Annotated in this window: 11 protein-coding genes; 9 read left to right on the top strand and 2 right to left on the bottom strand. The window is 74.1% G+C overall.

Annotation, left to right across the window (positions count from 1 at the left end; genetic code table 11):
- Positions 1-75 precede the first annotated feature (75 nt).
- The 3 genes from ACFYO9_RS36740 (at position 76) to ACFYO9_RS36730 (ending at position 6,331) form a co-directional block, all read left to right on the top strand.
- On the top strand, positions 76-2,328 hold the full coding sequence (locus tag ACFYO9_RS36740; protein WP_358778018.1) for a bifunctional glycosyltransferase family 2 protein/CDP-glycerol:glycerophosphate glycerophosphotransferase: 2,253 nt from the start codon (positions 76-78) through the stop codon (positions 2,326-2,328).
- A 161-nt stretch (positions 2,329-2,489) separates the two neighbouring features.
- A complete protein-coding gene (locus ACFYO9_RS36735) occupies positions 2,490-3,497 on the top strand; it encodes a hypothetical protein (RefSeq protein ID WP_358778019.1) in 1,008 nt (335 codons plus the stop codon).
- The gene (locus tag ACFYO9_RS36730) at positions 3,494-6,331 is read left to right on the top strand and encodes a stealth conserved region 3 domain-containing protein (protein ID WP_358778020.1); all 2,838 of its coding nucleotides are present in this window, start codon (positions 3,494-3,496) and stop codon (positions 6,329-6,331) included. Before ACFYO9_RS36735 ends, ACFYO9_RS36730 begins: the two co-directional genes overlap by 4 nt.
- Here the strand turns inward: ACFYO9_RS36730 and ACFYO9_RS36725 are convergent.
- A complete protein-coding gene (locus ACFYO9_RS36725) occupies positions 6,298-8,418 on the bottom strand; it encodes a bifunctional glycosyltransferase family 2 protein/CDP-glycerol:glycerophosphate glycerophosphotransferase (RefSeq protein ID WP_358778021.1) in 2,121 nt (706 codons plus the stop codon). The two genes, ACFYO9_RS36730 and ACFYO9_RS36725, sit on opposite strands and share 34 nt — an antisense overlap.
- A gap of 148 nt (positions 8,419-8,566) precedes the next feature.
- On the opposite strand from ACFYO9_RS36725, the gene ACFYO9_RS36720 reads away from it, so the two are divergent.
- The 4 genes from ACFYO9_RS36720 (at position 8,567) to galE (ending at position 16,470) form a co-directional block, all read left to right on the top strand.
- Positions 8,567-12,082 carry a CDP-glycerol glycerophosphotransferase family protein gene (locus ACFYO9_RS36720; RefSeq protein WP_358778022.1) on the top strand — a complete coding sequence of 1,172 codons (3,516 nt, stop codon included), beginning with the start codon at positions 8,567-8,569 and terminating at the stop codon, positions 12,080-12,082.
- Positions 12,079-13,644, top strand: a complete 1,566-nt coding sequence (locus ACFYO9_RS36715; protein WP_358778023.1) for a hypothetical protein — start codon at positions 12,079-12,081, stop codon at positions 13,642-13,644. The genes ACFYO9_RS36720 and ACFYO9_RS36715 overlap by 4 nt, the downstream gene beginning before the upstream one ends.
- Positions 13,645-13,737: 93 nt before the next feature.
- Positions 13,738-15,399 (top strand): glycosyltransferase family 2 protein, encoded by a 1,662-nt coding sequence (locus ACFYO9_RS36710; protein ID WP_358778024.1) that lies wholly within the window; start codon positions 13,738-13,740, stop codon positions 15,397-15,399.
- 87 nt (positions 15,400-15,486) lie between these two features.
- Positions 15,487-16,470, top strand: coding sequence for a UDP-glucose 4-epimerase GalE (gene galE, locus ACFYO9_RS36705; protein ID WP_358778025.1), 984 nt, complete (start codon positions 15,487-15,489; stop codon positions 16,468-16,470).
- A 1,824-nt stretch (positions 16,471-18,294) separates the two neighbouring features.
- Here the strand turns inward: galE and ACFYO9_RS36700 are convergent.
- The gene (locus tag ACFYO9_RS36700) at positions 18,295-18,915 is read right to left on the bottom strand and encodes a TetR/AcrR family transcriptional regulator (RefSeq protein ID WP_358710181.1); all 621 of its coding nucleotides are present in this window, start codon (positions 18,913-18,915) and stop codon (positions 18,295-18,297) included.
- Positions 18,916-19,087: 172 nt separating this feature from the next.
- Here ACFYO9_RS36700 and ACFYO9_RS36695 point away from each other — a divergent pair, with 172 nt between their 5' ends.
- Positions 19,088-20,029, top strand: coding sequence for an ABC transporter permease (locus tag ACFYO9_RS36695; protein WP_358778026.1), 942 nt, complete (start codon positions 19,088-19,090; stop codon positions 20,027-20,029).
- Positions 20,022-20,846 (top strand): ABC transporter ATP-binding protein, encoded by an 825-nt coding sequence (locus ACFYO9_RS36690; protein ID WP_358778027.1) that lies wholly within the window; start codon positions 20,022-20,024, stop codon positions 20,844-20,846. Before ACFYO9_RS36695 ends, ACFYO9_RS36690 begins: the two co-directional genes overlap by 8 nt.
- The last annotated feature ends 33 nt before the right edge of the window (positions 20,847-20,879 follow it).

Below are 20,879 nucleotides of genomic sequence, written 5' to 3'. Positions count from 1 at the left end.
GCCGCACCGGCCGTAACCGACGCGCGCCGTCCGGCGTTCTCGGGCCGTCCGCCCGCGCCGACCCATGGATGTGCCGTGCCCCGGTTCAGTGTCATCGTTCCCGTGTACCAGGCACAGGCCTGGCTGCACGCGTGTCTGGAGTCCGTGCTGGCGCAGTCCTTCACCGACCTCGAACTGATCGTGGTCGACGACCGCTCGCCGGACGGGTGCGGCGCGATCGTCGAGGAGTTCGCCGGGCGGGACCCGCGCGTGACGTCCGTACGCCTGCCCCGGCGCTCCGGTCCCGGCCCGGCCCGCACCGCGGGCATGGAGCGCGCCACCGGCGACTACCTGGTCTTCCTCGACGGCGACGACACCCTGACCGCCGGCGCCCTGTACGCGCTCTCCGACCGCGCCAAGGAGACCGGCGAGCCGGACGTCCTGCTCTACGACCACGTGCGCGCCCACTGGTCGGGCGAGACCGTCCGCGACCCGCACGCGCGCCACCTCACCGAGGAGGACACCGCCCCCTTCCGCCTCGCCGACCGGCCGGGGCTGCTGCGGCTGCGGCCCGACGTCTGGAACAAGGCCTGCCGCCGCGACTTCGTGACGCGCGCCGGCCTCACCCTTCCCTCCGGGCTGTACGAGGGCGTCGCCTGGACGTACCCGGTCCTGCTGGCGGCGGGCTCCCTCGCCACCCTCGACCGGGTGTGCGTGCACCACCGGCTGCGCCGGCACGGCGCAGCCCTGGGCGCCACCTCCCGCCGCCACTTCGACGTCTTCGAGCAGTACGACCGGGTCTTCGCCTTCCTCGACGCGCACCCGGAGCTGTCCGCCGCCTGGCGGCCGACGCTGTTCCGGCAGCTGGTCGGCCACGTCACGGAGGTCTTCGCCCGGCCGGGCGGGCCGCCGCGCGACGCGCGCGCCGCGTTCCTGCGCACGGCCCGCGCCCGCTGCCGCCGCCACCGCGCCCCCGGCGTCCGGGCGCCGGCCGGCGCCCGGGTGCGGCACACCCTGGTGCGGCTCGGCGCGCACCGCACGTACCGCTGCCTCCTGGCGGTGACGCGGCTGCGCGGGCGTGCCGGACGGGCCGCGCGGCTCGTGCGCCGCCGGGTGAAGGGCGCCCTGCTCCAGCTGCACTACCGCGTGCAGTTGCGGCTGCCGGTGCGCGCGAACCACGCTGTGTTCGCCGCGTACGGGGGACGGGGGCACGGCTGCCACCCGGGGGCGCTGGAGACCGCGATGCGCGAACTCGTGCCGGGGATCAGGACCGCGTGGATCGCCCACCCCCGGTTCCACCACACGATTCCGACCGGGACGCGCAGGCTGCGGCCCGGCACCGCCGCGTACTGGAGCGCCCTCGCCCGCTCCAAGTACCTGGTGAACAACGCCGACTTCGACCGCGGACTGGTCAAGCGCCCCGGCCAGGTCTTCGTGCAGACCCAGCACGGCACACCCCTCAAGCACATGGGCCTGGACCTGCGGGAGCGCCCGGCGGCGGCCCGCGCCACGGACTTCGACGTCCTGCTGAGGAACGCCGACAAGTGGGACTACGTGGTGTCGGCCAACCGCCACTCCACGCTGGTGTGGGAACGGGTGTTCCCCGCGGGGTACACGACCCTGGAGTACGGCTCCCCGCGCAACGACCGCTTCCAGCGCGCGACGTCGGCCGAGGTCACCCGGTTGCGGGCGAGCCTCGGCATCCCGCACGGCGCGGTCGCCGTGCTGTACGCGCCGACCCACCGCGACCACCTGCGCGGCCAACGGCACGCCCTCGACCTGGAGCGGATGCTGCACGCGCTGGGCCCGCGCTTCGTGCTCCTGACCCGCGCGCACCACCGCTACGGGGCGCCGATGACCACCGGCGAGCCGACGGGCCGGCTCATCGACGTGTCCGACCACCCGAGCGTCGAGTCGCTCTGCCTCGCCTCCGACGCGCTGATCACCGACTACTCGTCTCTGATGTTCGACTACGCGGGCCTCGACCGGCCCATCGTGCTGTACGTCGACGACTGGGAGGCCTACGAGGCGGCCCGCGGCACCTACTTCGACGTCCGGGAGTTCCCGCCGGGCGCGGTCGCGCGCGGCCAGGACGAGCTGACCGACATCTTCGTCACCGGACACTGGGCGGGCTCCCGCTCGGCGCAGCTGCGGCGGGCGTTCCGCGAGCGGTTCTGCGCGTACGACGACGGGGGCGCGGCGGAGCGCGTCGTACGCCATGTGGTGCTCGGTGAGACGGGTGGGCTGCCGGCCGTGGTGCCGCAGGCCGAGCGGTATCCGGCGCCCGCGGTCGGGCCACGGCCCGACCGGGTGCCGTACCAGGGCCTCCAGCGTTCCCCGCAGCGGTGAGCCGCCCCGAACGGCGGGGCTGACCCGTGCTGCGAGCAGGCTTCGGGGGCGGGTCCGCGGACGGGCCTGGGGGTAGGTCCGGGGGCGGGCCCGGGGGCGGGTCCGGCGAGAATGGCGTAGCAGCGCGAGAGCTCCCGGGCGCGAGCGGTCAAAGTGGACAGATGCACCAGATGTGGTTCACTCCGCCCCGCCGCCCCGGACCACCGCCGCCCCCCTTCGTCCGGCGGCTGCGCGCCACCGCGCGGAGCTCACGTTTCCGGCTGGAGAGGGCGGTGGCGGGGCGGGTGCGCGGCGCCGGGCCCGTGGCCGGGCGGGACCGGCCGGCGCTCCGGTCCCCCCTCCTGACCCCCGTGCACCTCTCCCTGCGCGACAGCCGCACGCTCAACGTCGCCCTCGCCGCCGGGACCGTCCTCGACGGGCCCGGTCAGGCCCGGCTGCTGCTCACCCGCGGCCGCCGCAGGATCGCCGTCCCCCTCGTCCACGAGCCGCACACCGGCGGCACGCCGCTGCTCACCGCCACGGCCACCCTGCGCGACCTGCGGGACGGCGTGTGGCGGCTCACCGTCGAGGCGCGGGACGCCGGAGGGCGGGTGCGGCGCGCCGGGCTCACCACCGTCGAGGCCGGTGCGCCGCCCGCGACGCCGACCGCGCCGCACGCACCCGACCCGCTGACCGGCACCCTGGCGCGGGTCGTGCGGAGCCGCACCGGGCGGGCCGTGCTGCAGGCGACCCGGTCGCTGCCGCGCGCGGAGCTGGTGCGGTTCGTGCCGGCCGCGGACGGCATCACGGTGCATGGGCGGCTCGTCGCGGGCGCTGCGGGCTCCGGGGGCGCCGGGGTGGGGCGGGCGCACGCCGTGCGGCGGCGGGACGGAATCGTCGTACCGGCCGAAGTGGCGTGGCAGGGCGAGGCGTTCACACTGCGGGTGCCGCTCGGGGCGATGGCCGGGGCGGGGGCCGGGCAGTGGGTGTGGGACTTCCAGGTGGGGCCGCATCCGCTGGGCCGATGGCTGTCCGACGTGCGCGATCCGTCCGCCGCCTATCCCACCCCCTTCCGCGTCTTCGCGCTGCCCGGCGGCGAACTGGTGCGGGCCCACGCCCACTTCACCGCGTCCGGCGCCTTCGCGGTCACGTGCTGGGACATCACCGCCGTCACGGAGGAGAGCTCATGAAGATCACGTATCTGCTCGGCTGGGGCGACGAGATGGGCGGCACCGAGCTCGCCACGTACACCCAGGCCCGGCACCTCGCCGAGCGTCCCGGCGTCGAGGTCGAGGTCGTCTCGGTCTTCCGCACCCGCGCCGAGCCGTTCTTCGCCGAGGCCCGCGACCTGCCCGTACGGCACCTGGTGGACCGCACCGTGACGCCCGAACGCCCCGTACGGGCAAGTGAGTTGGACGACGCCGCGTGCCGCACCCTCGCCGCGCTGCCCAGCGAGCTGATCAAGCCGGCCTGGGAGGACACCTTCGACCGGCTCTCCGACATCGAGATGACCGCCGCGCTCGGCACCCTCGACACCGACGTGCTCGTCACCACCACCCCCGCGCTGCTCGCCGCCGCCGTGGCGCTGGTGCCCGCCCGGGTCGTCACCGTCCACCAGGAGCACCGGCCCACCCAACGGCGCGGCCCGTCCGGCGAACCGCTGCTCCTGCACGCGCCGCGCCTGGACGCCCTCGTCACGCTGACCGGACGGACCCGCGACTGGATCGCCGAGTCGCTGGGCGCCACCGCCCCCGAGCTCGCCGTCATCCCCAACGCCGTGCCCGACGGTTTCCGGCCGCGCGCGGACGGCGAGGGCAAGGTCATCGTGATGGCGGCCCGGCTGACCGGCGAGAAGCGCGTGGACCACGCCGTACGGGCGTTCGCCGAGGTCGCCGACGCGCACCCGGAGTGGACGCTGCGGATCTTCGGCAGCGGCCACCGCGAACGCCATCTGCGCCGCCTGGTCGACGGGTTCGGCCTGCACGACCGGGTCGAACTCCTCGGCCCCTGCCAGGACATGGCCGCCGAGTGGGCCAAGGCCGGGCTGAGCCTGATGACCGCCGGGCACAACGAGGCGTTCCCGCTGGTGCTGCTCGAAGCGCTGGCCGCCGGGGTGCCCGTCGTCGCGTACGACGTGCTGACCGGGCCCGCCGAGATCGTCCGGCACCGCGTCGACGGGCTGCTCGTGCCGCCCGGCGAGGTCGGTGAACTCGCCGTCGCCATGGACGAGTTGATGCGTGACGACGCGCTGCGCCGGAGCTTCGCGCGGGCCGCCCGCGAGGGGGTGTACGCCCGGTTCTCCTCGGCGGACGTCACCGCGCGCTGGGAGGAGCTGTACACCCGGCTCGTGGCGGGCCGCGACCGGCCGGAGCGCCTTCGGGACCGGTCCGACCGGGTGGCGCTCGGCGTCGCGTCCGGCGGCAGCGGCTTCAGGCCCACCGCCCCGCACACCTTCGACGCGGCGGCCGGGGCGGACGAGCACGCCCGCGAAGAAGAGATCCTCGCCGCCGACACCACCGGCCGGCTCATCCGGTCCGTGGGCCGGCTCGCCGAGCGCCGCGACGACGTCCTCGCGCCGCGCATGGCCGACTGGAACCTGGAGATCACCGCCGCCGCGCTGGCGGCCCAGGACGTCCCGTACGTCCTCGTGCGCACCCAGGGCGGCACCGCCCACACCCTGGCGGTGGCCGAGGACGACCGCAGCCGTGCGCTGAAGGCGCTGGCCGGGGCGCTCGGCGGGCAGCCCGTCTACGCCGAGCTGGTCAACCCGCGCGACGCGCCGCCGGGCACGGTGCTCGCCGAACGGCTCGACGCCATCGGGGAGCTCGCGGGCGTCAAGGTCTTCAAGCCGGTCACCACGACCACGCTGTCCCTGCGGCACGGCGCGGGTCTCGCCTGCACGGTGGCGTTCTGGACGCGGACGCCCGAGGGCACCCTGCACGCCCCGTTCGGCTCGACGCTCGCCGGTGTGGAGCTGCCCTCGCTCACCCCGACGGCGACCCTGCGCGTGGCCGACCGCGACTACCCGACCCTTGACGTGTTCACCCAACTCCTCGTCAGAGACGTCGACTTCCCCATCGACGCCGTCTACACCTGGGTCGACGACTCCGACCCCGAGTGGCGCGCCCGGCGCGACGCGGCGCGCGGCGGCGGCGACACCTCCGCCGACGACGGCGCGGTGCGCTTCCGCAACCGCGACGAACTCCGCTTCAGCCTGCGGTCGCTGGCGATGTACGCGCCGTGGATCCGGCACGTGTACCTCGTCACGGCCGGCCAGGTCCCGCCCTGGCTCGACCGGGACCACCCGGGCGTGACGGTCGTCGACCACCGCGACCTGTTCGCCGAGCCGGACGCGTGCCTGCCGACCTTCAACTCGCACTCCATCGAGTCCCAACTCCACCGCATCGAGGGCCTGTCGGAGCACTTCCTCTACTTCAACGACGACATGTTCCTGGGCCGCCCCACCACCCCGGACACCTTCTTCCTCGGCAACGGGCTCGCCCGTTTCTTCTGGTCGTCGGCGTCCGTGCCCGCGCTGCCGGTCGGCGACGGGGACGAGGGATACCTCGCGGCGGCGAAGAACAACCGCGAGCTGCTGCGCGGCGCGTTCGGCAGGACGACGACGCACAGCTTCTTCCACGTCCCGTACGCGCTGCGGCGCGGCATCCTGGCGGAGATCACCGAGCGCTTCCCCGACGAGCTGGCCGCCACGGCCCGCAGCCGGTTCCGCTCGCGCACCGACATCGCGCTCGTCTCGTCGCTGCACCAGCACTACGCGTACCTCACCGGCCGGGCCGTGCCCGGCACCATCGCGTACGACTTCGTGGACATCGGCGACCGCGCCGACCACGCGCGGCTCGGCCGGCTGCTGCAGAACCGCGACCGGACGGCGTTCTGCATCGGGGAGTCCCCGGACGGCGGGGTCACGGACGAGGAGATGGCGCTGGCCATCCGGTCGTTCCTGACGGCGTACTTCCCGGTGCGCTCGCCCTACGAGCTGCGCGAGCCGGCCGCCGCCGGCTGACCGGCGCCGAGGAAGAGCCGCCGGACCACGCGTTCGGCGGCCTTCCCGTCGTCGAAGGGGCAGAAGCGGTCCCGGAACGCCGACCGCAGCGCCGCCGTCTCCTCGGTGTCCCAGCCGCCGAGCCGGAACAGCCCGGCCAGCTCGTCCTCGGTGGTGGCCACCGCCCCCGGGGTCTCGCCGGGGCGGCCGGAGAGCAGGTCGAAGTAGGTGCCGCGGGCCAGCCGGTAGGCCTGCCAGTCGGGGGCGTACGTGACGATCGGGCGGTCCAGGCAGGCGTAGTCGAACATCAGCGACGAGTAGTCCGTGACGAGCGCGTCGGCGGCCAGACAGAGCTCCTCCACGCGCGGGTGCCCGGTGACGTCGACGAGCTGCGGATGGCTCTCCAGGCCCGCGTCGGCGCCGTAGAAGTAGTGGGCGCGCACCAGCACGACGAAGCCGGGGCCGAGCCGCTCGGCGAAGCGCCGCAGGTCGAGGCGGGGCAGGAAGCCCTTCTGGTAGTCGCGGTGGGTGGGCGCGTACAGGAGCACGGTCCGGCCGTCGTCCACGCCCAACTCGGCGCGGATCCGCGCCACTTCGTCCTCACCCGCCGAGAAGTACACGTCGTTGCGCGGATAGCCGGCCTCCAGGGCGCGGTAGGACCCGGACGGGTAGACGCGCTCCCAGACCTCCGTGGAGTGCGGGTTGGAGGAGAGGCTGAGGTCCCACTGGTCGGTGTGGTCGAGGACCTTCTGGAAGCTGATGCCGTGCGTGCCGGCCGGGTAGCGGCGCTGGTCCAGGCCCATCGTCTTCAGCGGCGTGCCGTGGTGGGTCTGGAGGTAGACCTGGCCGGGGCGCTTGGTGAAGCCGCCGGGGAAGCTGGAGTTGTTGACCAGGTACGTGGCGGTGGCCATGGTCTGCCAGTAGCGCCGGGAGCCCTCGATGACGTACTCGACGCCGGGCGGCACCCGGTGCCTGTTGCGGCTGGAGACCACCCACACGCCCCGGATGTGCGGGGCGAGTTCGCGGGCCTTGGCGTGGATGGCGGCCGGGTTGCAGGAGACGCCGCGGTTCCAGTAGGCGCCGTAGACAGCGAGGTGCGGGTCGAGGGCGCGGCGCAGGTCGCCGCGGTAGGCGGCGCGCATGGCGCGGGCCCGCAGCTTCTTCTTCTGCCGCTTCAGCTGCCGGGTGACGCGCAGGCGCCGCGTCTCGGCCTTCCGCAGCCGCTCGTACGCGGTGTACGAGCCGGCCGCGAGCGTCTTCTCCGCCGCGGTGCGGGGCGCGCCGTCCGTCGGGGCGTACGCGCGGTACAGGCGGGCCGCCGCGCGGAAGAAGTCGGGCCGGTCGCGCTCCAAGATGCGGCCGGGGTCGGTGAGGACGGCCAGGAGGTGGGCGGCGGCGGGCGGCAGCAGCCGGGCGCGCTCCCCGGGTCCGGCGGCGGCGAGCAGCTGCTCGTACCGCTCGACGACGGCGAAGTGCGCGCGGCCCGGCGTCGTGGCGAAGCTGCCGGCGCGGCGCTCGCGCCAGCGCACGCACGGCCGGTCGAGGACGGCGAGCCGCTCGCCCGCGCGCAGCGTCGCGGTCTGCACCGGCACCACGTCCTCGTACGCCCCGTCGGTGAAGGCGAGCCGCTCCCCGTGCCAGAAGCCGCGCCGGAAGAAGCGGTTCCAGGCGGCCGGGGTGACGGCCAGCGGATCGCCGGTGAGGTCGTCGCCGCCGGGGCGTACGTGCTCCCACCAGTCGACGCGGTCGTGCGCGCAGAGCAGCACGTCCGGCTCGCCCGCGGCCGTGAGCGCGGCGTCGGCGGCGGCCAGCGCGCCCGGCAGGAGCAGGTCGTCGCCGTCGAGGAAGAGGAGGTGGTCGCCGGTGGCGCGGTCGGCGCCGATGTTGCGGGCGGGTCCTGGGCCGGCGCGGTCGGGGACGCGGACGACCCGTACGCGCGGGTCGCGCTCCGCGTACTCCGCGGCGATCGCGGCGCAGCCGTCCGGCGACGCGTCGTCGACGACGACGAGTTCCAGGTCGCCGAAGGACTGGGTGAGCACCGAGTCCAGGCACGCGCGCAGATATCCCTGGACGCGACGGGCGGGGACGACTACCGAGAAGCGCGTCATGGGGACCGACCGTAGTCAGCCGGACACCGCCTGTCGAAGACCGTTCGTCACTCGTTGGGGTGGAGGAGGACGAAGAGGACGGCCGTGCGGGGCCCCGGACGGGCAGAGGGGATAAATATGCCCTTATCCCCACGAAAGGCCGGTCGCCGTGCAGCCCCGTCTCAGCGTCGTCGTACCCATCTACAACGTCGAGGAGTTCCTGGAGGAGTGCCTGGAGTCGATCGCAGGGCAGACTCTCGCCGGTCTGGAGTGCATCCTCGTCGACGACGGCTCGACGGACGGCAGCCCCAGCATCGCCCGCGAGTTCGCCGCCCGGGACCCCCGCTTCGTCTACGTCCGGCAGCGCAACGCCGGGCTGAGCGCCGCCCGCAACACCGGGGTGCGCAAGGCCTCCCCCACCGCCGAGTTCCTGACCTTCGTCGACAGCGACGACGTCGTCCCGTACGACGCCTACGCGCGGATGACCGCCAGCCTGGACGAGACCGGCTCCGACTTCGCGAGCGGCAACGTCTGGCGGCTCACCGAACGCGGCCGCTCCCAGGCCTGGCAGTACAAGTGGCTGACCGAGCCGCGCACCCGCACCCACATCTCCCGCGACCTGGACCTGCTCTCCGACCGGGTCGCCTGGAACAAGGTGTTCCGGCGCTCCTTCTGGGACCGGCACCGCTTCACCTTCCCCGAGGGCAAGCTCTACGAGGACACACCCGTGATGATCCCGGCGCACTTCCTCGCCGGGTCCGTGGACGTGCTCGACGACCACGTCTACTACTGGCGGGTCCGCGAGGGTTCGATCACCCGGCGGCGCACCGACGTCAAGGGCGTACGCGACCGGATCGCGGCCTGCGCGCACGTCAGCGCCTTCCTCGCCGCGCACGCGCCGCAGATGAAGAAGACGTACGACGCCTCCTGTCTGCGCGACGACTTCGTGTACTTCCTGGAGGGGCTGCCGATGGGCGGTCCGGAGTACCGCGCGGCGTTCATGGCGGACACCGCCGCCTTCCTGCGCCGCGCCGACCCGGCCGTCCTCACCCGGCTCCCCGTCGACCTGCGCATCAAGTGGCAGCTCGTACGGGAGTCACGCACCGCCGAACTCGTCGAGCTGCTCTCCTTCGAGCGGACCAACGGCACCGCCTTCCACGTCCGCGGCACGGTGCGGCGCAGCGCCGCCTACCCCGGGGTCGGCCCGCTCCCCGAGAAGCTGGCGCGCGTGGGCCGGGGCGAACTGCCCGTCGTGGCACGGGTGGACGAGGCCCGGTGGGGCGTCGACGGCAAGCTGCGCATCAGCGGCTACGCCTACGTGCGCAATCTGGCGGCGACCCGGCCCGGTCACTCGATCAAGGCGGGGCTGCTCAGGGCGGTGCACAGCAGACGCCGGATCCGCCGGGTGCCGATCAGGACGGTCGCGGCGCCGCTGGCCACCGAGCGGTCGCGGCAGCAGCTGCACTGCTACGACCTGTCCGGCTTCGAGATGACCGTCGACCCCGAGCAGCTGAAGACCGGCGGCCGCTGGCGGCCCGGCAACTGGCTGTTCGGCGTGGTCGTCGCGGGCCACGGCACGGTGCGGCGCTCGGCGGTGCGGGCCTCGGAGGGGGCGTCCGCGCAGTCGGTGGTGCGGGAGCTGGGCGACGGGCTGCGGCTCGTCCTCGGCTTCAGCAAGGGCCGGCTCGTGCTGCGGATCCAGGAGTACGCGGCGCGGGTGGACGCCCACCGGCTCGACGGGGACGACGTGGTGCTCTCCGGCACCCTGCCGGGGCGCGCCCGCCCCACCGCCCTGCGCCTCACCCACGCGCCCACGGCGACGGACCTCGACCATCCGGTGCGGATCGAGGGCGGCCGCTTCGAGGTGCGGGTGCCCCTCGACGGCCTGGAGAGCGTGCCGCCCACCCCGCACCGCGCGCCCAAGGAGGTCGAGCCGCCGCACGGCGACCGCTGGCAGGCCAATCTGGTCCTGCCCGACGGCACCCTGAAGTCGCTCGCCGCCACCCTCGACCTGCCGCCGGGCCGGTACGCCTCCCGGGCGGGCCGGGAGCTGTGCGCCACCGCCAACGACCGGGGCGGCCTCGTCGTCGAGCTGACCCGGCAGCCGATCGCCGACCGGGTCACGTGGGACGCCGACGGCACGCTGACCGTGGCGGGCACGCTGACGGCGGCCAGCTGGGGCGCGGCCGAGCTGGTGCTTCGGCACAGCGGCCGCGACGAGGAGCTCACGGTGCCGGTCACCCGGGACGGCGACCGGTTCCGCGCGGTCGTCGCGCCGGGCGGCGGGGTGCTGCGGGAGGGGCGCTGGTACGTGTTCCTGCGGGAGGCCGACGGGGGTGTGCGCGCCGGGGAGCCGGGTGCGGTGGCGGAGGCGGGCGCGGGCTCGGGGGCGAGGGCGGGGGCCGGGCGTCTTGACGACGGGATGCCCGTACGGCTGCTCGCCGCCGCCTCCGTCACGCTGCCGCTCCACCGGTCCGTGCAGGGGCGGGAGTTCACCGTCGACCGGCGCTTCGGCGACCGGCTGCTGCTCACCGCCGGGTCGGTGCTCTCGCGGTCCGAGCGCGGCGCGTACCGGCGCCACCGGCTGCGTACCGTGCACTACCCGAGCCGCCGCGCGCTGCCCCTGACCGACGCCGTCCTGTACTTCGACGGGGACTCGCCGCGCGCCGTCCACGAGGAGCTGGTGCGGCGCGGCGCCGACGTCGAGCACCTGTGGGTCACCCACGACCAGCAGACCCACGTGCCGCCCGGCGCCCGGGGCGTCGAGGAGCACAGCGCCGACTGGTACGAGGCGCTGGCCCGCTGCCGCCGCATCGTCACCGCGGGCCACCTGCCGGACTTCTTCGAGCGCCGCGCGGGCCAGACCGTCGTCCAGACCTGGAACGGCGCCCCGCTCAAGCGCATCGGCACCGACCTGACCGACACCCTCTACGCCGACCACGGCCACCTCGACGCGCTGCCCCGGCTCTCCCGCCAGTGGGACGTGCTCGTCTCGCCGAACCGCTTCTCCACCCCCCACCTGGGGCGCGCCCTCGCCTACGACGGGGAGGTCCTGGAGGCCGGCTCGCCCCGCAACGACGTGCTGTTCGCCGAGGACCGCCGCAAGGTCGCCGACCGGGTCCGCCGCGAGCTCGACATCGCGCCGGACAAACGGATCGTGCTGTACGCGCCGACGTACCGGGACCATCTCGCGTACTCCCCGGGCAGGTTCCGCTACGAACCCGCGCTCGACTTCCGCGCCGCCGAGGCCGCGCTCGGCGACGACCACGTGCTGCTCGTGCGCAAGCACCCGCTGACGGCGGGCCGGCTCCCGGGGGCCCGCGCCCCCTTCGTCCGGGACGTCTCCGCCCACCCGCGCGCCGCCGAACTCCTGCTCCTCGCCGACGTACTGGTCACGGACTATTCCTCGCTGATGTTCGACTTCGCGCACACCGGGCGCCCGATGCTCTTCCACGCGTACGACCTGGAGCACTACCGCGACACGGTGCGCGGCTTCTACCTCGACTTCGAGACGCACGCCCCCGGCCCGCTGCTCGCCTCCACCGGCGAGGTCGTCGAGGCGCTGAGCGACCTGGACGCGATCGCGGCCCGGCACGCGGAGGCGTACGCGGCGTTCCGCGAGTCCTACTGCGATCTGGACGACGGCGGGGCCGCGGCCCGGGTCGCGGAGAGGCTGATGCGGTGAGCGGCGCGCTGCTGACCCGCCGGGTGTGCCACGGCTCGACGGCGCTGGGCGGCCGCTCGCGGCGGCGGCCCTCCCCCTACCTCGTCCTCGGCACGCTGTTCTGGCTGGTGATGTCGCTGGCGTTCTGGCGGGTCCCGGTCTGCTGCGACTTCGGCCAGCACGCGGCCGTCGTCGAACGGCTGCGGGACGACCTCCTGCACCCCGCGCACCCGATGGCGGACCTGCCGGGGCAGGGCAGCGCGTACTACTCGCCCTACGCCGTGGCGCAGGGCCTGTTCGCGAAGGTCACCGGGTTGCCCGGCTGGCAGGTCGTGAAGATCTCCGGGCCGCTGAACCTCATCGTCCTGCTCACCGGCATCGGCCGGTTCGTGCGCGTCCTGACGCCCCGTCGGTGGGCGCCGGTGCTCGCGCTGGGCGCGATGGTGCTGCTGTGGGGGACCCGGACGGCCTGGTGGAGCGGCTATCTGGGCCTGATGTCGATGACGGGCAACCTCGGCTACCCGTCGACGTTCGCGATCGGCCTGGCGTTCTGGGCGTGGGCGTGGGCGGGGGCGCTGGTACGGGGGGCGGGGCCCGAGGCCGGGACTGAGGCCGGGCGGGGTGCGGGGCGCGGGGTGTGGGCGTATGTGGGGCTCGGCGCGTTGTGCGGGCTGATCCTGCTCATCCACCCGATCTCGTCGGTGGCGGCGGTGATCGGGGTCGTCGCGTTCGCGGCGTCCGGGCGCCGGGTGTCCTGGCGCCGGATGTGGCCCTGGGCGGCAACGGCCGTCACGGCGGCGGCGGTCGCGGCGATCTGGCCGTACTACAGCGTGTTCTCCCTGGTCGGGGACGCCTCCGTGGACTGGATCCACCGTCAGCTCTACACCGAGATGCCCCAGCGGTTCTGGCTGGCCCTGCTGGGGCTGCCCGCCCTGTGGCTGCGCTTCCGCAGGGACCGCAGGGATCCGCTGGTCCTGATGTTCGCCCTGGAGTGCGCCGTCGTCGCGTACGGCTGGGTCAGCGGGCACTACACCTACGGGCGGATCCTCGGGCTGACCCTGGTGCCCCTGCAGTTCTCCCTCGCCATCGAGCTCGCGGCGCCGCACCCCTGGGGGTGGCGGCGCGGGGCGCTCGCCGGGGCGGCCGCGCTCGGCGCCTGCGTCGGGTTCTTCCAGATCCAGGCGGGCGCCGTCGTGCCGCGCGCCCTGGACCCGGTCGGCTTCGACCAGCCGCCGCGCTGGCCCGGGTACGGGTGGGCGGCCGGCCATCTGCACCGGGGCGACGTCGTCCTGACCGACTCCTACCGGCCCACCCGCTCCGTACCCGGCTACGGCGCCAACCTCGTCGCGCCCGCCTGGCCGGACGCCTCCCTCGACGAGAGCGTGCGCAACCGTCGCCTCAAGGCCGTGCGCACCTACCTCTCCCCCGACTCCACCCGCGCCGAACGCGCCGCGATCGTGCGCCGCTACGACGTGCGGTGGCTGCTGCTCGCCCCCGACCAGAAGGTCCCGCCGGAGGCCGTCGTCGTGGACTGGAGCCGGCGAACCGGGGAAGTACTGGCCAGGGTGCCGGGCCGGAAGTGACGCGGGCCGGAAAGGGCTCCGGGCGGGCGGCGTGCCCCGCCCACGAAAGCCCCCTTAATCGGATAATTACCAGAAGCCCCTAAAATTTCCCCCGTGGAACGCACCCTGCCTCAACCGCCCGCCCCGAACCAGGCGTCCCGAGCCGCCCAGGTCTCCGTCGTCGTGATCGGCTACAACGACGCGGCCCATGTCGCCGACGCCGTGCGCTCCGCGCTCGCCCAGGGCCCCGTGGTCCGCGAGGTCGTCGCCGTCGACGACTGCTCGACGGACGGCAGCCCGGGCGTCCTCGCCGCGCTCACCCGCGCCGACCCGCGCCTGCGGGTGATCCGCCGCGCGACCAACAGCGGCGGCTGCGGCACCCCACGCAACGACGGGATCGACGCGGCCGCCGCGCCGTACGTGATGTTCCTCGACAGCGACGACGTGCTGCCGCCCGGCGCCGCCGACGCGCTGCTCGCCGCCGCGCACCGGCACGGCGCCGAGGTCGCCTCCGGGCTGTGCGTGCGCCGCGAGCTGCCGGGCGGGCGCGAGGTGCCCTGGCAGCCCGAGCTCTACCGCAAGGCGCAGCTCGTCGCCCGCCCCGAGCTGCGCCCCCGCCTCGTCCACGACACGCTCTGCGTCAACAAGCTCTACCGCACGGACTTCCTGCGCGAGCACGGCATCCGCTTCCCCGAAGGCCGCTTCATCTACGAGGACTTCGTCTTCACCGCGCGGATGCTGGCCGCCGCGCCGCGCATCGCGCTCGTCCCCGACACGGTCTACGTCTGGCACGTGCGGCGCGCCGCCGACCGGCTGTCGATCTCCCTGGACCGCTCCGGGGTCGCCAACTGGCAGGCCCGCATAGAGGCACACCGCCAGTCCGTGGAGATCCTGCGGGACGCGCGCGGCGCCGGCGGCAAGCGGCTCGCGCGGGCGGCCCGCACCAAGTTCCTCGACCACAGCCTGCGCATGTACACCCGCGAACTCACCGCGCGCGGCGCCGCCTACCAGCGCGAGTGGTGGGCTCTGACGCGCGCGTACCTGGCGACGTTCGACGCCGCCGACCTGGACGCGGCGCCCGCGCCCGGCCGCATCATCGCGCGCGTCGTCCTCGCCTCCGAGGAGCCGCGCGACCTGACCCGCCTGAAGCAGGTGGCGGCGCGTCCGGCCCGCCTCGCGCCGCCCTATCCGCGGGCGGCCGACGCCACGCCCGTCTGGGCCGACGACCTCCCCCAGGTCACCCTGGAGCACCTGCTCGTACGGCCGGTGCGGCTGCTGCCCATCGCGGTCGACGGCGAGCTGCGCCCGGCCGCGGGCGGCTCGCGGCTCACGCTGCGGCTGCGCGAGTTGTACGGGCGGGTGGCGGACGCGGGCCCGGCCACGGTCGACGTCGAACTGGTGCACCGGCAGGGTGATCTGCCGGGGCTGCGCAGGACGGCGGCGTTCCGCGCGGAGCGCCCCGGCGAGACGTGGGTCGCCGCGGTCCTGCTCGACCTCGGCTCGCTGGACGACGGGGTCTGGGACCTTCGGCTGCGGCTCCACTTCGACGACGGCACGGCCCGCGACACGACCGCGAACGCCGTCGCCGGGCCCGGCCTGCTGCGCCGCACGGTGGTGCCGAGCCGGCGGCGCGGGGTGCTGCTCGTCCAGCCGTACGCCACCCAGGCGGGGAACCTCTCGGTGCGGCTCGCCCCCGGCATACGGGGCGTGGCCGGCGTCGCCAAGCGCCGCCTGACCAGGCTGCTGCGGTCCGCCGGGGGTACGGCGGGCCGCTGAAACGCCCCCGGCAGACCCTCTGCGACACTGCACTCCACTCCACCCACTGCACGCACCACACTCGCGACAAGACGGGACAAGACGACCATGACCTGGCTGATCACCGGCGGCGCCGGATACATCGGGGCGCACGTCGTCCGCGCCATGACGGAGGCGGGCGAGCGAGCCGTGGTCTACGACGACCTGTCCACCGGCGTCGCCGAGCGCGTCCCCGACGGGGTGCCGCTCGTGGTCGGCTCGGTCCTCGACGAGGAGCGCCTCACCCGCACCTTCACCGAGCACGCGGTCACCGGCATCGTGCACCTGGCCGGCAAGAAGCAGGTCGGCGAGTCGGTGGAGCGCCCGCTGCACTACTACCGGGAGAACGTGGAGGGCCTGCGCGCCCTCCTGGACGCGGCGGTCGCCTCGGGCGTCGCCCACGTCGTCTTCTCCTCCTCCGCCTCGGTGTACGGCATGCCCGACGTCGACCTCGTCACCGAGGAGACGCCGTGCCTGCCGATGAGCCCGTACGGCGAAACGAAGCTGGCCGGCGAGTGGCTGGTCGCTGCGGCGGGCCGCGCGCACGGTCTGGCGACGGCGTCCCTGCGCTACTTCAACGTGGCGGGCGCCGCGGCCCCCGAGCTCGCCGACACGGGCGTCTTCAACCTCGTCCCGATGGTCTTCGAGAAGCTCACGGACGGCGAGGCGCCGCGCATCTTCGGCGCCGACTACCCCACCCCCGACGGCACGTGCGTACGGGACTACATCCACGTCGTCGACCTGGCCGAGGCCCACGTGGCGACGGCCCGCGCCCTGGCGTCCGCCGCGCCCGGCACGGCGCTCACGCTCAACATCGGCCGCGGTGAGGGTGTGTCCGTCCGCGAGATGACGGACCTGATCAACGAGGTCACGGGCCACGACACCCCCGCCGAGGTGACGGCCCGCCGCCCCGGCGACCCGGCCCGCGTGGTCGCCTCGGCGGACCGCGTCGCGAGGGAACTCGGCTGGGCCGCGAAGCGGGATGTGCGGGAGATGGTGGGTTCGGCGTGGGAGGGGTGGCTGCGGTTGCATCCCGGGGCGGGACGAAGCTAGGCCACCTCCGCCGGACCGGCACCCCTGCCGGGCGCGGCCCGGAGGCCACCCTTCGCGACCCGGGCGGCCGGGGGCGGGGCTGGCGGGCGCCTCTGCCCATCGTGGGCGGGGGCCACGGTAGGGGCGGGGCCTGGAGGTCACGCTTCGGTGGCCCGGTGCCTTCGATTCTTACTGGGGCCGCCCGGGATTTTGCGGAGTGTGGCGCCTCCGGGCCGCGAGTAAAGGGCGCCCTACGGGCGTCGGCTCCGCCGATTCCGCTGCGCTCCACCCTTGACTCCCGTCCCTCCACCGCGACTTGAACTTCGACCCGGACGGCCAGGGGTGAGGCGGCGGACTCTGCTGGGATGGGGCATCACGTTTCGCTGCCGGGTGCGGCCCGGCTCATCGTGCGTCGACGCCCCGGTGCGAGCTCGGCCACGGCCGAGGTGGTCGGGTCATCGGCTCTCGCTGCCGGGTGCGGACCGGCCCAACGTGGGCGCGGGCCAGGGTTGCGGCTCGGCCGTCCACGCGGCATCGCTGCCCGAGCATCGGCTTGCACTGCCGGGTGCGGACCGGCCCATCGCGGGCGGCGGCCCCGGTGCGCGCTCGGCCAGCCGCCCGGCCACGCCGCGCGGGCCCTCAGCCTTCGTGGTCGGGTACCTACTTCGGCAAAGTTGCGAAGCGAGGCGCCGCGCGCCCCCTCACCAACCGGATGCGCCCCCGGGGACGTAAGCCCGTTCTCGGACGTCCGGCCCGTCCGGCCCCACCCTTCCCTCCTCGGTTACCTACTTTGGGAAAGTTGCGAAGCAGACGCCCGCGCGCCCCCTGCCACACCCCGCGCGCCGCCCAGCGGGTCTCGACCGCATGGTCCAGCCCCTCCGCCAAACCCGGTGACCCCACTGAAGCCATCCGCCCCACAGGCCTCATGGGCCACGACAACTTTGCTGGGGGGCGGGCACCTACTTTGGGAAAGTTGCGAAGCGGATCTCCGCGCGCCCCCCAGCCGCGCCCCGCGCGCCGCCCGGCGGGTGCCCGATCGCAGGATCCAGTCCCTCCGCCAAGCCCGATGGCCCCACCGAACTCATCCACCCCGCAGACCCCATGCGCCACAAGAACCCACCAGTCCCACAACCCCCACGGCGCGCAGAGGACCCACCCACCCCATTCCCTTCGGCGGATTGAACGGTTCCGGGGGCGCTTGGAGCGTGACAGGGGGGCGTGCGGCATATTCATTCGCAACTTTCCCAAAGTAGGTGACAGCCCCCGAGGCGGCAGCTCCCTCGTCCCTGGGCAGCGCATCGAAGGTGACGTCTGCCGACGTTGGGCCGGTCCGCACCCGGCAGCGCGAGATGATGACCCGAGCAGCGAGGCCGCGCGGCTGACCGAGCGCATACCGTGGCGCCCGCCCACGATGGACCGGTCCGCACCCGGCCGCGAAAGCCGATGACCCGACCACACCGGCCGTGGGCCGAGCCCGCACCGGGGCGCCCGCCCACGTTGGGCCGGGCCGCACCCGGCAGCGAAACATGATGACCCAACCCCCGGACCCCGTCGGCCCCACCCCTGGCCGTCCGGGTCAAAAGTCAACGTGCGGTGGAGGGACGGGAGTCAAGGGTGGAGCGCAGCGGAATCGGCGAAGCCGACGCCCGTAGGGCGCCCTTTACTGCCGGCCCGGAGGCGCCACACTCCGCAAAACCCCGGGCGGCCCCGGCCAGAATCGAAGTCGCCGGCCCGCCGAAGCTGACCTTCAGGCCCCACCCCTACCGTGGCCCCCGCCCACGATGGGCCGGACCGCACCCGGCCACCGGCAACCGCACCGGCCCACCGAAGACACCCCCGCCCCCCTCACAACGCCCGCAACCCCGCCGCCGTAACCCCCGCAAGCCTCCCCACATACCCCTCCGGCAACTCCGCCCGCACCACCACCGAGCGCCAGTACAGGGGGCCCGAGACCAGGTCCAGTGCCAGGTCCTCGTCCGCGGACGCCCGCATCTCGCCTCGCTCCACCGCCGCCCGCACGATGCCGCTCGCCGCCCCCTGCTGGCCCTCGCGCAGCGCCTTCTGCAGCGCCTCCGCGATGTCGGGGTTGCGGGCCGCCTCCGCCTGGAGGTCGGGGATGATCTGGGAGGCGACCGGGTGGCGCAGGGCGCGTGACGTCACCTCGTAGAGCAGCCGCAGGTCACCCTCCAGGGACCCGGTGTCCGGCGCCGGCAGGCCCTGCACCGCTATGGCCGACACCAGGTCGAGCACGAGGTGGAGTTTGGAGCGCCAGCGGCGGTAGACCGCCGTCTTGCCGACGCCCGCGCGGCGCGCGATGCCCTCGATCGACATGCGCGCGTAGCCCACCGCGGCGAGCTCCTCGAAGACGGCGGCCCGGATGGCCTCGGTCTTGTCCTCGCGGAGCACGGCCGCCCCGGCGGGAGCCCTGCGGCGCGGTTGTTCACCCTGTGGCCTGCTCGTCGTCATACGGCCATCATAAAGCGTTACGACGATACGGTTGCGTTCCGACGTCACAACACCCTACGCTCGGCGTTGCGACGATACGGGCCCGTCCCGACGTACTGTGACGTCAGACGTCGCGCGCCCACCGTGCGCGTCCCCGCGTCCCTCCCCGCCTCCCCGAGCGAAAGCAGCGGATGTGAGTCAGGTCCTCGACACGCCGCCGTCCCCGGCGACCCCCACCGTCCCCGCCCAGGGCGGCCCCGCCCCCGCGCCCTCCGCCGCCGAGCTGGCCGCCCAGTACGGCCTGACCGTCAGCGGGGCCCGCCCCACCCTGCCCGGCTACGTCCGGCAGCTGTGGCAGCGCCGCCACTTCATCACCGCGTTCGCCACGGCCAAGCTGACGGCCCAGTACAGCCAGGCCAAGCTGGGCCAGGTCTGGCAGGTGATGACCCCGCTCCTGAACGCGGCGGTCTACTACTTCATCTTCGGCGTGCTGATGAACACCAAGCACCACGTCGAGGACTACGTCCCGTTCCTGGTCACCGGCGTCTTCATCTTCACCTTCACCCAGCAGTCCGTGATGGCCGGGACCCGCGCGATCTCCGGCAGCCTCGGCCTGGTCCGCGCCCTGCACTTCCCGCGGGCCGCGCTGCCGATCTCGTACTGCCTGCAACAGCTGCAGCAGCTGCTCTTCTCCATGTGCGCACTGCTGGTGATCCTGCTCGCCTTCGGCGTCCCGCCCACCCTGTCCTGGCTGCTGGTGGTCCCGGTCCTCGCGCTGCAGTTCACGTTCAACACCGGCCTCGCGCTCGTCATGGCGCGGCTCGGCAGCAAGACGCCGGACATCGCCCAGCTGATGCCGTTCGTGCTGCGCACCTGGATGTACGTGTCCGGGGTGATGTGGTCCATCGACGCCGTCCTCAAGGACCAGAACCTGCCGCACGCCGTCACGCTCGTCCTGGCGGCCAACCCGGCCGCCGTCTACATCGACCTCATGCGGTTCGCGCTGATCGACACCTTCCGGGCCGGCCAGCTGCCCCACCACGTGTGGGCCTGGGCGCTGGGCTGGGCGCTGCTCGCCGGGGTCGGCGGGTTCATCTATTTCTGGAAGGCAGAGGAGACGTACGGCCGTGGCTGAGACGGAAGCAAGGAAACCAAATAAGACGATCACGCATGACGCCGCCCCCACCGTCATCGTCGACCAGGTCGACATCGTCTACCGCGTCCACGGCACCGGCGCGGGCCGCGGCAGCGCCACCGCCGCCCTCAACCGCATCATCGGCGGCCGCGGGAAGGCCGAGGCGCGGGCGGGGGTGCGTACCGTGCACGCGGTCAAGAACGTGTCGTTCACCGCGTACAAGGGCGAGGCCATCGGGCTCATCGGCACGAACGGCTCGGGCAAGTCGACGCTCCTGAAGGCGGTCGCCGGGCTGCTCCCCGTGGAGCAGGGCCGGATCTTCACCGACGGCCAGCCCTCCCTGCTCGGCGTGAACGCCGCCCTGATGAACGACCTCACCGGTGAGCGCAACGTCCTCCTCGGCGGCCTGGCGATGGGCATGTCCCGCGAGCAGATCCAGGAGCGCTACCAGGAGATCGTCGACTTCTCCGGCATCAACGAGAAGGGCGACTTCATCACGCTGCCCATGCGGACGTACTCCTCGGGCATGTCGGCCCGGCTGCGCTTCTCCATCGGCTCCGCCAAGGACCACGACGTACTCCTCATCGACGAGGCCCTGGCCACCGGCGACCGCTCCTTCCAGAAGCGCTCCGAGGCCCGCATCCGCGAGCTGCGCAAGCGCGCCGGCACGGTCTTCCTGGTCAGCCACAACAACAAGTCGATCCGCGACACCTGCGACCGCGTGCTGTGGCTGGAGCGCGGCGAGCTGCGGATGGACGGCCCCACGGACGACGTCCTGAAGGAGTACGAGCGGTTCACCGGCGGCGGCAAGAGTTAAAGCCCACCCCTCGTGTCCCGAGCCGTCGGGCCT

Source organism: Streptomyces sp. NPDC005863 (assembly GCF_042871345.1).
Taxonomy (GTDB): domain Bacteria; phylum Actinomycetota; class Actinomycetes; order Streptomycetales; family Streptomycetaceae; genus Streptomyces.
This window is presented reverse-complemented; position numbering and strand designations above follow the sequence as displayed.

Bases quoted from the DNA above. Each gene is read 5' to 3' on its own strand.
- ACFYO9_RS36730 (WP_358778020.1), top strand. From the start codon at position 3,494: ATGAAGATCACGTATCTGCTCGGCTGGGGCGACGAGATGGGCGGCACC.
- ACFYO9_RS36725 (WP_358778021.1), bottom strand. From the start codon at position 8,418: ATGACGCGCTTCTCGGTAGTCGTCCCCGCCCGTCGCGTCCAGGGATAT.
- ACFYO9_RS36700 (WP_358710181.1), bottom strand. From the start codon at position 18,915: ATGACGACGAGCAGGCCACAGGGTGAACAACCGCGCCGCAGGGCTCCC.
- ACFYO9_RS36735 (WP_358778019.1), top strand. From the start codon at position 2,490: ATGCACCAGATGTGGTTCACTCCGCCCCGCCGCCCCGGACCACCGCCG.
- galE (WP_358778025.1), top strand. From the start codon at position 15,487: ATGACCTGGCTGATCACCGGCGGCGCCGGATACATCGGGGCGCACGTC.